14 protein-coding genes are annotated in these 13,887 nt (G+C 60.6%); 8 read left to right on the forward strand and 6 right to left on the reverse strand.

All coding sequences use genetic code 11. The features are described 5' to 3' along the window. Nucleotides 1-132: 132 nt before the first annotated feature. Nucleotides 133-1,227, reverse strand: coding sequence for a TRAP transporter substrate-binding protein (locus AC07E3_RS20550; protein ID WP_478364520.1), 1,095 nt, complete (start codon nt 1,225-1,227; stop codon nt 133-135). A 369-nt stretch (nt 1,228-1,596) separates the two neighbouring features. Between AC07E3_RS20550 and AC07E3_RS20555 the strand changes: the two genes are divergently transcribed. Then, entirely contained in the window at nt 1,597-2,205 is a 609-nt protein-coding gene (locus tag AC07E3_RS20555; protein ID WP_065815820.1) for a TRAP transporter small permease subunit, read from the forward strand. Continuing rightward, nucleotides 2,198-4,054: a TRAP transporter large permease gene (locus tag AC07E3_RS20560; protein ID WP_336069122.1), complete on the forward strand. Its 1,857-nt coding sequence runs from the start codon at nt 2,198-2,200 to the stop codon at nt 4,052-4,054. Before AC07E3_RS20555 ends, AC07E3_RS20560 begins: the two co-directional genes overlap by 8 nt. 67 nt (nt 4,055-4,121) lie before the next feature. On the opposite strand, the gene AC07E3_RS20565 is transcribed toward AC07E3_RS20560, so the two are convergent. Further along, the gene (locus AC07E3_RS20565) at nt 4,122-5,228 is read right to left on the reverse strand and encodes a TRAP transporter substrate-binding protein (RefSeq protein ID WP_065815822.1); all 1,107 of its coding nucleotides are present in this window, start codon (nt 5,226-5,228) and stop codon (nt 4,122-4,124) included. A gap of 269 nt (nt 5,229-5,497) precedes the next feature. Here AC07E3_RS20565 and AC07E3_RS20570 point away from each other — a divergent pair, with 269 nt between their 5' ends. Next, on the forward strand, nt 5,498-6,271 hold the full coding sequence (locus tag AC07E3_RS20570; protein ID WP_065815823.1) for a gamma-glutamyl-gamma-aminobutyrate hydrolase family protein: 774 nt from the start codon (nt 5,498-5,500) through the stop codon (nt 6,269-6,271). Here AC07E3_RS20570 and AC07E3_RS20575 read toward each other — a convergent pair whose 3' ends face one another. From AC07E3_RS20575 to AC07E3_RS20590, 4 genes are all read right to left on the reverse strand, one after another. Continuing rightward, nucleotides 6,272-6,673, reverse strand: coding sequence for a hypothetical protein (locus AC07E3_RS20575; RefSeq protein WP_478364523.1), 402 nt, complete (start codon nt 6,671-6,673; stop codon nt 6,272-6,274). 133 nt (nt 6,674-6,806) lie between these two features. Continuing rightward, nucleotides 6,807-7,799, reverse strand: coding sequence for a 2-hydroxyacid dehydrogenase (locus AC07E3_RS20580; RefSeq protein ID WP_478364525.1), 993 nt, complete (start codon nt 7,797-7,799; stop codon nt 6,807-6,809). A gap of 47 nt (nt 7,800-7,846) precedes the next feature. After that, nucleotides 7,847-8,866: a LacI family DNA-binding transcriptional regulator gene (locus AC07E3_RS20585; RefSeq protein WP_336069724.1), complete on the reverse strand. Its 1,020-nt coding sequence runs from the start codon at nt 8,864-8,866 to the stop codon at nt 7,847-7,849. Nucleotides 8,867-9,093: 227 nt separating this feature from the next. After that, a complete protein-coding gene (locus AC07E3_RS20590) occupies nt 9,094-9,570 on the reverse strand; it encodes a MarR family winged helix-turn-helix transcriptional regulator (protein ID WP_478364527.1) in 477 nt (158 codons plus the stop codon). A 172-nt stretch (nt 9,571-9,742) separates the two neighbouring features. Here AC07E3_RS20590 and AC07E3_RS20595 point away from each other — a divergent pair, with 172 nt between their 5' ends. The 5 genes from AC07E3_RS20595 to AC07E3_RS20615 all read left to right on the forward strand — a co-directional run bounded on the left by AC07E3_RS20595 (nt 9,743) and on the right by AC07E3_RS20615 (nt 13,885). After that, nucleotides 9,743-10,507 (forward strand): creatininase family protein, encoded by a 765-nt coding sequence (locus AC07E3_RS20595; protein ID WP_478364529.1) that lies wholly within the window; start codon nt 9,743-9,745, stop codon nt 10,505-10,507. A gap of 63 nt (nt 10,508-10,570) precedes the next feature. Next, entirely contained in the window at nt 10,571-11,674 is a 1,104-nt protein-coding gene (locus AC07E3_RS20600; RefSeq protein WP_223006230.1) for a CobW family GTP-binding protein, read from the forward strand. A gap of 70 nt (nt 11,675-11,744) precedes the next feature. Beyond that, on the forward strand, nt 11,745-12,719 hold the full coding sequence (locus AC07E3_RS20605) for a WD40 repeat domain-containing protein (protein WP_478364531.1): 975 nt from the start codon (nt 11,745-11,747) through the stop codon (nt 12,717-12,719). Nucleotides 12,720-12,808: 89 nt separating this feature from the next. Continuing rightward, on the forward strand, nt 12,809-13,459 hold the full coding sequence (locus AC07E3_RS20610) for an RNA polymerase sigma factor (protein ID WP_478364533.1): 651 nt from the start codon (nt 12,809-12,811) through the stop codon (nt 13,457-13,459). A gap of 36 nt (nt 13,460-13,495) precedes the next feature. Next, entirely contained in the window at nt 13,496-13,885 is a 390-nt protein-coding gene (locus AC07E3_RS20615; RefSeq protein ID WP_336069102.1) for a VOC family protein, read from the forward strand. Nucleotides 13,886-13,887: the final 2 nt, after the last annotated feature.

Consider the following 13,887-nt stretch of genomic DNA (forward strand, 5'->3'; position numbering starts at 1 on the left):
TGACGCCTGTTCCTGACAGGCAAAAACCAGAAACCGCACACACTTGAACAAAACCCCGCCGAAAATCGACGGGGTTTGTCAGTGGTCTGAGCCCGGCGCGATGCCGGGCTTTTTCGTCAAACCTGAACCTTGTCAGATCGAGAAGTATTTCTTGCGAGCCTCGACGAAAGCACCGTCCGTGCCTTCCGTGCGGGTGCGCAGGATGTTGAGCGACTCGATGAAGCTCTCCGTCGTCTTCTTCGTCAGCGCATCGCCGGAATCGCGCAGCTCGCCGAGAATCTCGGCCGCTGCCTTCGCACCTGCCTCAACGATATCGTCGGGGAACTGGCGCACATTGACGCCGTGCTCGTCGACCAGTGTCTTCAGGGCACGCGGATCATTGGCGTAGAAGTCCGAAGCCACCTGATCATATTCCGCCTGGCAGACATCCTTGACGATCGCCTGCAGGTCGGAGGGCAGCTCCTGATACTTGGACTTGTTGACCACCAGCTCGGTTGCCAGACCCGGTTCCACAAAGCTCGGGAAGTAGTAATTCTTGGCAACCTGGTAGAAACCGAGCGCCAGATCGTTGTAGGGGCCGACGAACTCGGCCGCATCGAGCGTGCCCGACTGTAGCGCCTGGAAGATTTCGCCGGCAGCCATGTTGGTCACCGTCGCGCCAAGCTTCTCCCATACCCGGCCGCCGAGGCCCGGCGTGCGGAAGCGCAGACCTTTTACGGAATCGAGACCCGTCAGCTCCTCGCGGAACCAGCCACCGGCCTGTGTGCCCGTATCGCCGGACAGAAAGCCCTGAACGCCGAACTGGTCGTAGATCTCGTCCCAGATTTCCTGACCGCCCATATAGCGAACCCACGCCGCCATTTCACGCGAGGTCATGCCGTAGGGCACACCCGTGAAGAATGACAGGGCCGGGCTCTTGTTCTGCCAGTAATACGCCGCACCGTGGCTCATCTCGGCCGAACCATCGATAACGGCATCGAGCGACTGAAGCGGCGGAACGAGTTCACCCGCCGAATAAACCTGCACGGTCAGCCGACCGTCCGAAGCTGCCGTGATGCGATCTGCAAGCCGCTGGGCGCCAACACCCAGGCCCGGAAAATTCTTCGGCCACGTGGTGACCATGCGCCAGGTCTGGTTGCCCTGCGCGACCGCAGGCGTGGCTAACGCGGCAGCGCCCGCGCCGGCACCGGCCAGTCCCGCTTTCCTGAGGAAAGAACGACGATCCATGAATACCTCCCAAAAGAACATCAAGCGAAAAAAAGGGCCGCAGAACGGCCTCTTCAACTTTACTACAGCGCCGTAGTTAACATGCTCCGGCACAGCGGAAACTCATCAATACACGCACAAGCATAACTGTCTAGAGCCAGGCCCCGCTAATATGAACACAGTCTACACAAGAGCAATGAGGTGGGGCATCAGCCCTCCTGGCTGCATTTTTGGGCACGCCGCGAGCGCCGCGCCACTCCGTATCACCTGCCTGCGTGTTTCAATGTCGACTTTTGGCTCACTTGAAGGCAGGCTGCAGATGCAAGACAAAGCATAAGGCCCGAGAATCACAAAAACGATCCGGGGGGAACACATTGCTGGGAGGAAAGCATGGCGGGGCTTCTTGGCCTTTCGCGCCTGATTGACGCTATTAATCAATTCATCGGAAAGCAGGTTTCGTGGCTGATCCTGGTTGCGGTGCTGGTCTCTGCCTATAATGCCATCATCCGCTTTCTGGGAGACGGCCTGCCCGCCTACCTGCCGATACCGAGGGCTTCCAACAGCCTGCTCGAACTGCAATGGTACCTCTACGGCACCGTGTTCCTGCTGGCGTCCGCCTATACGTTGCAGCGCAATGAGCACATCCGCATCGACATCGTTTCGAGCCTGTTCACGAAACGGACCCGGGACTGGATCGACCTTTTCTGCCACGTCTTCTTCCTGCTTCCATTCGTATCGCTGATCGTCTGGCTGAGCTGGCCCTGGTTTCAGCGTTCCTTCATCTCGGGCGAGATTTCCGCCAATGCGAGCGGCCTGATCATCTGGCCCGCCAAATTCATGGTCCTTGCCGGCTTCATCCTTTTGACGGCGCAGGCCATCTCCGAGATCGTCAAGCGATACGCGGTCCTGCGCGGTCTGATCGACGAACCGAACCCGCAACATGAAATGCATCCGGCCGCAGAAGCAGCCATTGAGATGGAGGAGAAGCGCGATGATTGACCTGATCGCGCACAATCTCGCGCCCATCATGTTCGTCACCGTCATGGCGATGCTGCTGATCGGCTATCCGGTTGCCTTCACACTGGCTGCCGGCGGCCTCCTCTTCTTCGTGTTCGGTGTTGAACTCTCACATATCTCCAGCGAAATCCGTCTTTTCTGGCCGCTGCTGCAGTCACATCCCGAGCGCATCTACGGGATCATGTACAACGACACGCTGCTCGCCATTCCGTTTTTCACCTTTATGGGGCTGATCCTGGAGCGCTCCCGGATGGCCGAAGACCTGCTTGACACGATCGGCCAGCTCTTCGGGCCGGTGCGTGGCGGGCTTGCCTACGCCGCAGTGCTGGTGGGCGCCCTCCTCGCCGCAACGACAGGGGTCGTCGCCGCATCGGTGATCGCGATGGGGCTCATCTCGCTGCCGATCATGATGCGCTACAACTATAATCGCGGCTTTGCCACCGGCACCATCGCCGCGTCCGGCACGCTGGCGCAAATCGTCCCCCCATCGCTCGTCCTGATCGTGATGGCCGATCAGCTCGGCCGTTCCGTGGGAGACATGTATGTGGGCGCGCTTCTGCCGGCCCTCGCCATTATCGGCACCTACTGCCTGCTTGTCTTTGCCGTCACCATCATCAAACCGCACTGGGCTCCGGCCCTGCCGCCGGAAACACGCACGCTCGGCGGTGGCGTGACCTCTCTGGCCCTCCTGCTGGCTGCGTCGGTCGGCATCTACCTGGCCACGTATCACACCGTTTTCGCCGATATGCGCAGCGAAGTCAGACTTGTCTGGGCGGCCACGACGGCAACGGTCTTCGCTCTCGCCCTCAGTCTTGCCAATCGCCATCTGAAACTGAACATTCTTTCACGGCTCGCCGAGCAGGTTGTGATCGTGCTGATCCCGCCCCTGGCGCTGATCTTTCTCGTCCTTGGAACCATCTTTCTCGGCATCGCCACACCGACCGAAGGCGGTGCCATGGGAGCAACCGGCGCACTCGTGCTGGCCCTGATCAAGCGCAGGCTGTCCTTTTCCGTCCTCAAACAGGCGCTGGACGCCACGACGAAGCTTGCCGCCTTCGTGATGTTCATCCTGATTGGCGCGCGTGTCTTCGGCCTGACCTTCTACGGGATCAACGGCAATGTCTGGATCGAGGAACTTCTTCTGGCGCTGCCTGGCGGCGAAATCGGCTTCCTGCTTACCGTCACCGTCATCGTCTTCATTCTCGGCTGCTTTCTCGACTTCTTCGAGATCGCCTTCATCATGGTCCCGCTCCTGGTACCCGCCGCCGAGACGCTCGGCATCGACCTGATCTGGTTTGGCGTCATTCTCGGCATCAATCTGCAGACATCGTTCCTGACCCCGCCCTTCGGCTTCTCGCTGTTCTATCTGAGATCGATCGCGCCGATGAAGGAATGGAAAGACGAAGTTTCCGGCCGCATCCTGCCCGCCGTCAAGACGACGGAGATCTACAAGGGTGCCATCCCCTTCATCATCATCCAGTTTCTGATGATCATCCTGGTGATCGCGTTTCCCGGCCTTGTCACGCACTACAAGCAGGAGAGCACCGTCGATCCGAACGAGGTTGAGATCACCATTCCCACCTTCGGTGGCGGCAGCGACGGAGGGCCCGCATTCGGTCTGCCGGGCGGGCTGGGCGGCTCCCCGTTCGGTTCACCACCCACCGCTCCAGGGGACGGAAACGGGCAACAGAACAACGGACTGCAGCTGCCGGGCATCGGCGGTCTGCCACCGCTCGGCACACAACCCCCTGACGCCCCGGGCGAGACGCCACAGGAGCAGCCGGCAGCCCCCGCTGGCCCGGATCTGAGCCAGCCGCCGAGTTTTGACTGAACGGCAAGCCTGCAAAAGAAAACCCCGGAGCGGCACTCCGGGGTTTTCCTGCAGTTTCAGGGGCAGATCAGAGCTTACCAGCGCGCTGCTGGATCATCATGAAGGTATCAAACGTATACTCGGACAATTGCGCCCAGAGATATGCATCCTTTTTGAACGCCAGCTGATTGTCGTAGATCTTCTTGAAGGTGGGATTTGACGCGTTGATCTCGTCATAGGTTTCCATCGCAGCGTTGTAGCACGCCTCGAGGATTTCCTGACTGAACGGGCGGAGCTGCGCACCGTCCGCCACCAACTGACGCAAAGCCGCCGGGTTCTTATAATCGTAGCTCGCCATCATGTCGGCATTGGCTGCACGACAGGCCGCATCGAGCACCGACTGATAGGCCGCCGGCAGTTCATCCCACTTTGCCTTGTTGAACATGGCGTTCAGGACCGGACCGCCTTCCCACCATCCCGGATAGTAGTAGTACTGGGCGACCTTGTTGAAGCCGAGCTTCTGATCGTCATAGGGGCCGACCCACTCGGTCGCGTCGATCGTGCCTTTCTCGAGCGCGGGGTAGATGTCGCCACCGGCGATCTGCTGGGGAACCACGCCGAGCTTCTCGATGATCTTGCCGCCCATGCCACCGATGCGCATCTTGAGGCCCTTGAGATCTTCAACGGTGTTGATCTCCTTGCGGAACCAGCCGCCCATCTGCGCACCGGTATTGCCACACGGAAGAGTGTGGAGCCCCTCGGTGTGGTAGAACTCGTTCAACAGCTCATTGCCGCCGCCATAATAAAGCCAGGCGTTCTGCTGGCGATAGTTGAGCCCGAACGGGATGGCTGTGCCCAGCGCGTAGGTCGCATCCTTGCCCCAGTAATAATATGACGCCGTATGCGCCATTTCGACGGTGCCGGCAGCCGCCGCATCCGCCGCCTGAAGGCCGGGCACGATCTCGCCCGCAGCGAAGATCTGAATCTCGAAATTGCCGTCCGTTGCCCCTTTCACGAATTCGGCCATTGTTTCGGCTGCGCCATAGATCGTATCCAGCGCCTTCGGGAACGAAGACGTGCAGCGCCAGGTGATCTTTGGCATTGACTGGGCTATGGCGGGTGAGGCCAGCGCCGACGCAGCGGCAACGCCCGTTCCTGCCATGCCTGCCTTCTTGAAGAAGGTTCTGCGGTCCATATGTTCTCCTCCCATTCTGGAACCGTCTGCCGCAGTGCCTTTGGCACCCGGCTTCATGCCGGCTTCGCCGCCCCCACGCTGTTTGCTTATATCGGGCACCGAAAACCACAGGTATCAATGCATGCATGGCGTCCCAAGTCCAGCGTGTGATCCCTGTTCTGCGACCAATGTCGAAGGCCCAACGAAATCCCGAAACTGCCCATTGGAAAGGCGCGCGGAATGTCTACATTCCGATCTCTGAGAGCGACCGCCAGAAAACGGATTATCGAATGCGCACCCCACTGATCGCCGTCTCGACGGATGCAAAGGATTTCGAGAACTACACGTGGCATGCCACGCCACAGCCCTATCTCGACGCCGCCGTCTCCACCGCCGGCGTACTGCCGGTGCTGCTTCCCTCGCTCGGCGACAGGCTCGATCTGGACAGCCTGCTGGAAACCGTTGACGGCGTGCTCGTGACGGGATCGAAGTCAAACGTCTATCCCGAACTCTACGGTGGGGAAGCCAGTGAAGAGAACGGTCCCTACGACCATGCCCGCGACGCCACCACCCTCCCTCTTATCCGCAAGGCCATCGAGAAGGGTGTGCCGCTGCTGGCCATCTGCCGCGGGATCCAGGAACTGAACGTGGCGCTCGGCGGAACGCTCGCAACGGAGATTCACGAACGCGAAGGCGCTTTCGATCATCGCGGACCGCAGGAGGCCGGTCACGACACACGTTTCGCCATCCGCCAGACGGTGAAAGTGGCGCCTGGCGGCTGCCTCGCACGCATATTCGACACGTCCGAGGTCCGTGTGAACTCAGTTCACAGACAGGGCGTGGATAGGCCCGCTCCGCGTCTTCAGGTCGAGGCAGTGGCAGACGATGGCACGGTGGAGGCCGTCTCCGTGAAGGAGGCGCCCGGCTTCGCCGTCGGTGTCCAGTGGCATCCCGAATACTGGGCGCACAGGGACGATTCCTCGGCACGGATCTTCAGGGCGTTCGGCGAAGCCGTCCGCCGCCACGCCGCGAACCGCGAGAGAGCGGGCATCGCGGCTGAGTGATCAGTTTTCCCGATACAGGCTGAGCAGGGGCGTTCGCGGGCGCAGCGATTCATAGGCTGCGCCATCGCCCGGGTAAAACTCCACCAGCGCCTCGCCTGCCGCCGAGACGAAGACAACCGTCCCGTCAGGCCGCTCCTCCCAGATGCGGGCGTCGGCAAGACGCGGCAGTATCCGAGCACAGCTTCGGTCGAGATCAAGCTGCGTGCTCCCCTCTCCCGGCGCATGGCGCACACGGCAGACCTCGTTGACACCGATACCCGTCAACGTGAACTGGGAAGTGGCTGCAGGGCCAGTCTCCTCTCGGTCCGGATCCAGGGCATTGCCCGTCGCATCCTGCCCGGAAAAATAGCCGAACGAACCCACCAGCGCCAAGACCAGCGCCCCTGACATAACCAGTTTCATGAAATCAGAGCTCCATCGTCACAGGAATATCGTCCCGGGAGCTTCCATTTTTCTGGTTAATCGATCGCTAACGACTACAACTTTAAGGCGTCATGCACCTAGCCGAATTAGGGAGCCGTGCGGCCCTTCCGCGTCATCCGACAGACCGCGAGACGCTCCGGCGCTTCACATGGCCCGTCTCGGGAACAGGTGTGATTGCCCGGTCCTGCGTGAACCAGGCGACAAGATTATCGACCACCAGATCCGCCATGGCCTGACGTGTCGCAACCGAGGCCGATCCCACGTGCGGTAGAAGCGATGCATTCTCCTGCGCGATCAATGCCTCCGGCACATGCGGCTCGTTCTCGAACACATCCAGACCCGCCGCGAAGATCGTGCCCTTCTGCAACGCCTGGATCAGTGCGGCCTCGTCTACCGTGCTGCCACGGCCGATGTTGACGAAAACGCCGTTTGCGCCCAGTGCCGCAAACACCTCGGCATTGACGGCCCTGTGTGTTTCCGGCCCTCCCGGGGCGACACAGATCAGGGTATCGACGGCCGCAGCAAGTCCCGGAAGCGTATCGTGATAAACATAGGGCACGTCATCGAGTTTCCGGCGGTTGTGATAGGCAATCGGCAGACCAAAGGCGGCAAGCCGCTGCGCGATGGCGCGGCCGATGCGCCCCATGCCGAAAATGCCAACTGTCCGCCCGCGCAGCGAACCACGCGAAAATCGATAGGCCCCTTCGCGCGCCCAGCGCCCCTCACGCAGCCATGTCTCCGCGCGCGGCAGTTCGCGCACCGTGTTGAGAAGCAGGCCCACCGCGGTGTCGGCGACCTCCTCCGTGAGAACGTCGGGCGTGTTGGTCACCATAACATCGCAGCGACCGGCATGCGCGGCATCCACCGCGTCATAGCCGACACCAAAATTGGCGATGATCTCCAGATGAGGCAATGCGTCGATGAAGCCTGCCTCGACCGTCGTCATGGCTGCCATGCCGCGCACTCTTGCGGCCATCTCTTCCGTTACAAGGGCCGGATCCGCCCTCTCGAGCGCTACGAGTTCGAAACGCCCGGCAATGCGCTCCTTCGCATGTGGATGCAGCACGCCCGGAACCAGGATGGCGATGTCTCGTGTTTCAGCCAAATCATTCCTCCCGATTAGATGAGCCGGCGATTTATCCGCAAGATGGTTCAGCGCTCGACCGGCTTGCCGGTCGACTGGCGCACATGAAGCTCCGGCTTGATAAGCTCCTGAGCCGGATTCACCTCAGCCCCGTTCAATCTGTCGAGCAGAACGCGCGCCGCCCGACGCCCCACATCCCGCTGCCCGTTCCAGACGGTGGTCAGTGCAGGTGTGGCAATTGCCGCCTCTTCAAGATCGTCATATCCGGTTACAGAGATGTCGACGCCGGGTACAAGTCCGGCACGGGCAATGCCGTTCATGAGACCGATGGCCACGAGATCGTTCCAGCAGACCGCCGCTGTGGGCTTGTCCTTGAGCGCGAGAAACGCCCCGGCAATCTCGAAGCCGGCCTGCTTGGTGCGTGGCCCCGGAAACCGCCACTGCGGCTTGATCTCCAGCCCCGCCTTGGCCATCGCATCCACGTAGCCCTGATACCGGTCGCGGCCGGTCGACGTCTGGTCCGTGCCGCCGATCATGGCAATGCGCGTGTGTCCAAGCGAGATCAGGTGATTGGTCGCAAGCCCGGTGCCATAGGCATCGTCGCCACGAAAGACCGGCACCCGCGCACCTTCGACGGATCGGGCGATAAGCACTGTCGGCAAACCATTTTCCTCCACAAGGCGAATATCCTGTGGCGGCGTACCGATAGCCGGCGACATGATGACTCCGTCGGCCCCCAGTTGCAAAAGCGTGTCGATGAATGTGCGCTGCTTTTCCAGCTGGTCGTAATGGTTGGACAGGAGAAAGGTCTGCCGCGACCGGTCAAGTTCGGTCTCGATCGAGCGCAGAATCTCAGCAAAGAACGGGTTCATGATGTCATGAACAACGACCCCGATAATGCCGGATCGGGAGGTCCGCAGGCTCGCTGCGCGCCGGTTGTAGATATAACCGATTTCGCGCGCATGCTCCTTGATCCGCTGACGCGTTGCATCAGCGACCAGCGGACTGTCACGCAAAGCCAGAGAAACGGTTGCCGTGGAGACGCCAAGCGCCTCGGCGATGGTGGAAAGCTTGATCTTCTGCGCCAGCCTGAATCCCCCCAACGTGCAGATGGCCTTAACCACCAGGCGCAACGCAATCCATGATCGCACCGCCCGCTCGTGCTGCGACGGGCCCGCAGTCGCACCCTGCTAAACTGTTTAAAGACCTGCTTACGCCACGGACGGCCATAAGGTCAATCAGGATACGCGGCCGCAACGTCGCCTTTCAGCGAAATCGGGTCGGTTCTGCGGGAAACAGGCTGGACGATCAGATGCTAGGCTTCGACCTCGATACTGTCTTCATCATCGACATCGTCAAAACTGGTGCCGTTCAGATTCGCTTCGACTTTGAAGAGAAGGCGCGTCAAGACCCTCTGCTCTTTCTTGTCGAATCCTCTAAGCGCAATTTTTTCGGTCTTGCGCACCGACTTCTCAATGGACCGGATGGCCTGCTCTCCTTCTTCGGTTAAGAAAACATACGCCCGGCGTCCGTCTTCCTGCGATAATCGCTTTTCAAGAAAGCCCTGATTCGTCAGTCGGTTGATGGTTTTGGTAATTGTCGGCGGACGCACACCTAAAAGAGTGGCAAGCTGGCTGGGCGTCTGCCCATTCTCCACCGATAACGCCAGCATTAACTTGTCTTGCCCCGCATATAGCCCATGCTCCAGAAGCCGCTCGGCCAGAGCGGTGCGTGAAAGCCGAGCGGCCGACTGTAGCAAACCAATTGTCGCGCCCTTTACAGCTTTGGCCATAAAAACTCCCCTTTAGACATCCTCAACGATAAGATAGAACGCCCCTTGAACAAAATAGCTCTAACGAATCCCATTGCAACCATAGATTGCTCTTACCCAGACAAATAATTATGCTCTACTTTCGTATAAAAGTTTTGCCTGCCAATTGTCTTGATAGATCGCGAGACATGCTGTGAACACACAAGAAAATAAACCTACGCCGGCAAAGAAAATAGCGATCCTGCCAATAGGTGCGACTGAACAGCATGGCCCTCATCTGCCACCCGAGACTGACTGGATCATTGCGCAAGGCATTGTAGAGGCAGTCAAAAAGGAAATTCCAGAAAATCTCGATATTGTTTTTCTTCCAGTCGAGAAGATTGGCTACTCGATCGAGCATTCCGATTCCTCTCAAACGCATTCCATGACATTCGAAGAAGCCGCCAATCGGTGGATCGGCATCGGGGAGGCCCAGTTCAGGGCCGGTCTGCGCAAACTCGTCATTCTCAACGCCCATGGTGGCAACTCACCTTTGCTCACCATTGTAACGACTGAGCTGCGCGTGCGATTCGGCATGCTGGCCGCTGCCACGAGCTGGACGCGCTTTGGTTATCCGCAGGATCTTGTCTCCAGGGAAGAGCGCGCTTTTGGCATCCACGGTGGGTTTATCGAAACCTCCGTCATGCTGGCATTGCGCCCCGACATGGTGGACATGCGAAAGGCCGCGGACTTCAAATCCGCCCAGGCCGACTTTTGCCGCGATTTCACACATTTGCGCGCCTACGGCCCTCATGCTTTCGGCTGGATGATGCGCGACCTTGCCCGCGAGGGCGTCACCGGCAACGCAGCAGCGGCGAGCGCAGAAGCAGGAAAACGTATCATCGCCCACAGCGTGGCCGGCTTCCTGGATCTGCTTCACGATGTCGACCGGTTCGACATTTCCCACTTCGAACACTGACCGTGCAATCGCCCGGACGCCGTCTTATATAGTCGAGAAACCTTTCAAGTTTTGCGAGAAATCATGTCCGACGTTCAGACCGAGACGCCCAGCGAAACCACCCCGACACAGATTCCCGTCACTGTGCTGACCGGCTATCTGGGTTCAGGCAAGACGACGCTTCTGAACCGCATTCTCACCGAAGACCACGGCAAGCGTTATGCGGTGATCGTCAACGAATTCGGCGAGATCGGCATCGACAACGACCTGATCGTGGAATCCGACGAGGAAATCTACGAAATGAACAATGGCTGCGTGTGCTGCACGGTGCGCGGCGACCTGGTGCGGGTGGTCGAAGGCCTGACCCGGCGTCCGGGCCGGTTCGACGCCATCGTCGTGGAGACCACGGGCCTGGCCGATCCCGCCCCCGTGGCGCAAACCTTCTTTATGGATGACGATGTGCGCGCCAAGACGCGACTCGACGCGGTGGTCGCTCTGGTCGACGCCAAGCACCTGCCGCTGCGCCTGAAGGATTCCAACGAGGCCGAAGACCAGATCGCGTTCGCCGATGTCGTGATCGTCAACAAGACCGATCTCGTGACACCGGAAGAACTGGCGGCGGTCGAGGCAACGATCCGCGCGATCAACCCGATGGCCCGCATTCACCGCGCCGAACGCGCCGGCGTTTCGCTGACCGAGGTTCTGGACCGCGGCGCGTTCGATCTGAAGCGCGTGCTCGACAATGATCCGCACTTCCTCGATCACGACGATCCGGACCATGTGTGCGGGCCCGACTGCGACCACGACCATCACGATCATCATCACGATCATGCGCACGGGCACGACCATCATCACCACGCGCATGATCATGGCGCTGCCTCACCGATCCACGATGCCGGCGTGAAATCGCTCTCGCTGCGCGGTGGCGAGATGGACCCGAAGAAGTTCTTCCCGTGGATCGAGAAGACCACGCAGATGGACGGTCCGAGCATTCTGCGCCTCAAGGGCATCATCGCGTTCCCGGACGATCCGGACCGGTTCGTGGTGCAGGGCGTGCACATGATCATCGAGGGCGACCACCAGCGCCCCTGGCGCGAAGACGAAAAGCGTGAGACGCGGCTCGTCTTTATCGGTCGCGACCTCGACACCGAGCGTCTGCAGCGCACGTTCGAGGCCTGTCAGGCATAAGGCCTGACAGAGCCACGCGCGCCGCACCACACGAAAATCCATAGACCGGCATCGCCCAGGACCTGCCCACATGCCCACAGTCGCCCCGCTCGACCTCGAAAGCCATTGCATTGCCACTGCCTGGCTGAACGACATTCCGCATTTCGCGCTGGCCGATGGCGTGGTGCATCGTCTCGACAATGGCCACAAATGGGCAGAGGTTCATGACGGGCTGCTGGCCGCCTGCCCCGACGTCGATCATGCACGCCTTATCACCGGCGGCGAGGATGGACGGGTCGCAGCACTCGCGGCTGACGGCACGGTGGAAACGCTGGCCGAGATCGGCCGCAAATGGGTGACCAGCGTTGCAGCCGGTCCGCAGGGCACGGTCGGTTTCGCGGTCGGGCGCAACGCCTATGTGCGCTTTGCCGATGGAAAACAGCGCGAATTCCAGCACCCGCGCTCGGTGGAAGGCATCGCCTTCGCGCCGAAGGGGATGCGGCTTGCGGTCGCCCGCTACAATGGCGCGACGCTGCATTTTCCGGCAACCGACGGCAAGCCGACGGAGCTGGAATGGGCGGGTGCTCACACCGGCATCACCTTCTCGCCGGACGGCAAGTTCCTCGTCACCACCATGCAGGAAAACGCCCTGCATGGCTGGAAACTGGCGGATGGCAAGCACATGCGCATGGCCGGCTATCCGGGAAAGGTGAAGAGCTTTTCGTGGAGCGCCAAGGGCAAATGGCTCGCCACTTCCGGAGCGCCGGCAGCCATTGTCTGGCCCTTTCAGGCGAAGGACGGCCCGATGGGCAAAGCGCCGCTTGAGCTGGGGACCCGCGGCGACACGATGGTGACGCAGGTCTGCTGCCATCCGACCGAGGAGATCGTCGCCATCGGCTATACCGACGGCATGATCCTCGCCGGGCGTTTTGCTGACCAGAAAGAGGTTCTTCTGCGCAGGCAGGGCAAGGGCGCGATCACCGCCATGGCCTGGGACGGTGATGGCCGCCGCCTCGCCTTTGGCTCGGAGACCGGTGAAAGCGGCGTGGTGGATATCGCCGGTTGAATTTCACGCCCTGTGCCTCAGTCTTTGCTTGCAGCGCGCGCGGCGTCCTGTAGCTTCCTCACCTGACTGGAAGCATGGGGGAGCGAGCGGTGGATAGCAGGCGCACAGCGCAGGAGATGCCTGCCCGGCTTGAACTCACCCCCGCGACCTATCGCCATCTTCTGAAAACGGCGCATCGCCACGCATCGCACCAGATCGAAGCAGAAGACCTGCTGCATGAAACGCTGATCGCCGCACTGACTGCCGGCAACCGCCCATGCGTGGAGAACCGCGCCTGGCTTCAGGGCGTCATGCGCAACGTGGCGGCGACGAAACGGCGCTCCGCCGCCCGCCGCTCAACCCGTGAGAACGCCGCAAGTCTTTTTGAACCATCGGAAGACGGGGATGTTCCGACCGCGTTTCTTGCCGGCCTGCCAGGGAGCCAGAGAATTGTCGCGCTTCTGGCTCTCGGCGGTCATACGCGCAGTGAAATCCGGCACCTTCTGCGCATTTCCGATGCGAGCCTGCGTCAGCGTATTGCCGGTCTGCGCCAGCGTTGGCGCGATGCCTCGCCCGACGCAGCTCCCCTTCCCGGAAAGCTTCTGGCGGGCACGCTCGCCTTCGGCACGATCCGGCAGAACCTTCTTCCGCTGACCGGTCGCAATTCTGCGTTCCTCGCAAGCCACGATCCGGACGGACACCTCTTTGCGGTAAGTTTTTCTCACCCCAAAGCTCACAAAACTGGCTCCTGCGGCAATTAAGAAGCAGAACCGGCACTGTAACATCAGGAGACAAACATGCTTTCCAACGTCCGCATCGGCAACATCTGCTATTACGTCACCGACATTGACCGCACCGAAGCGTTCTACCGCGATGTGGTCGGGCTGAATGTCCAGAGGATGGAAGGGGACGAAGAGACGGGCGACTGGCTGCTGGCCAGCATCGAGAACAATATCGAACTCATCTTCTTCAAGATGGAGTCGCGCCCGGGAAACACCCCCATTGTGGTGTTCGACCTCTCCGAAGGTGGCATCGATACCGTCGTGGAAGGCCTTGCGGAGAAAGGCGCGACGATCGTGACGCCTGTCAGCCATGCTCCGGGCGGCTGGTCTGCCGAATTTGCCGACCCGGACGGCCATGTCCTGTCCGTCTACCAATCGGAAGAGCGCCCGCGCAAAAGCGCGTAAGC

This window comes from Nitratireductor lacus (genome assembly GCF_056431025.1).

Coding starts and splice junctions, on each gene's coding strand:
- AC07E3_RS20600 (WP_223006230.1), top strand. CDS start 10,571: ATGTCCGACGTTCAGACCGAGACGCCCAGCGAAACCACCCCGACACAG.
- AC07E3_RS20565 (WP_065815822.1), bottom strand. CDS start 5,228: ATGGACCGCAGAACCTTCTTCAAGAAGGCAGGCATGGCAGGAACGGGC.
- AC07E3_RS20555 (WP_065815820.1), top strand. CDS start 1,597: ATGGCGGGGCTTCTTGGCCTTTCGCGCCTGATTGACGCTATTAATCAA.
- AC07E3_RS20570 (WP_065815823.1), top strand. CDS start 5,498: ATGCGCACCCCACTGATCGCCGTCTCGACGGATGCAAAGGATTTCGAG.
- AC07E3_RS20615 (WP_336069102.1), top strand. CDS start 13,496: ATGCTTTCCAACGTCCGCATCGGCAACATCTGCTATTACGTCACCGAC.
- AC07E3_RS20560 (WP_336069122.1), top strand. CDS start 2,198: ATGATTGACCTGATCGCGCACAATCTCGCGCCCATCATGTTCGTCACC.
- AC07E3_RS20550 (WP_478364520.1), bottom strand. CDS start 1,227: ATGGATCGTCGTTCTTTCCTCAGGAAAGCGGGACTGGCCGGTGCCGGC.
- AC07E3_RS20575 (WP_478364523.1), bottom strand. CDS start 6,673: ATGAAACTGGTTATGTCAGGGGCGCTGGTCTTGGCGCTGGTGGGTTCG.
- AC07E3_RS20605 (WP_478364531.1), top strand. CDS start 11,745: ATGCCCACAGTCGCCCCGCTCGACCTCGAAAGCCATTGCATTGCCACT.
- AC07E3_RS20590 (WP_478364527.1), bottom strand. CDS start 9,570: ATGGCCAAAGCTGTAAAGGGCGCGACAATTGGTTTGCTACAGTCGGCC.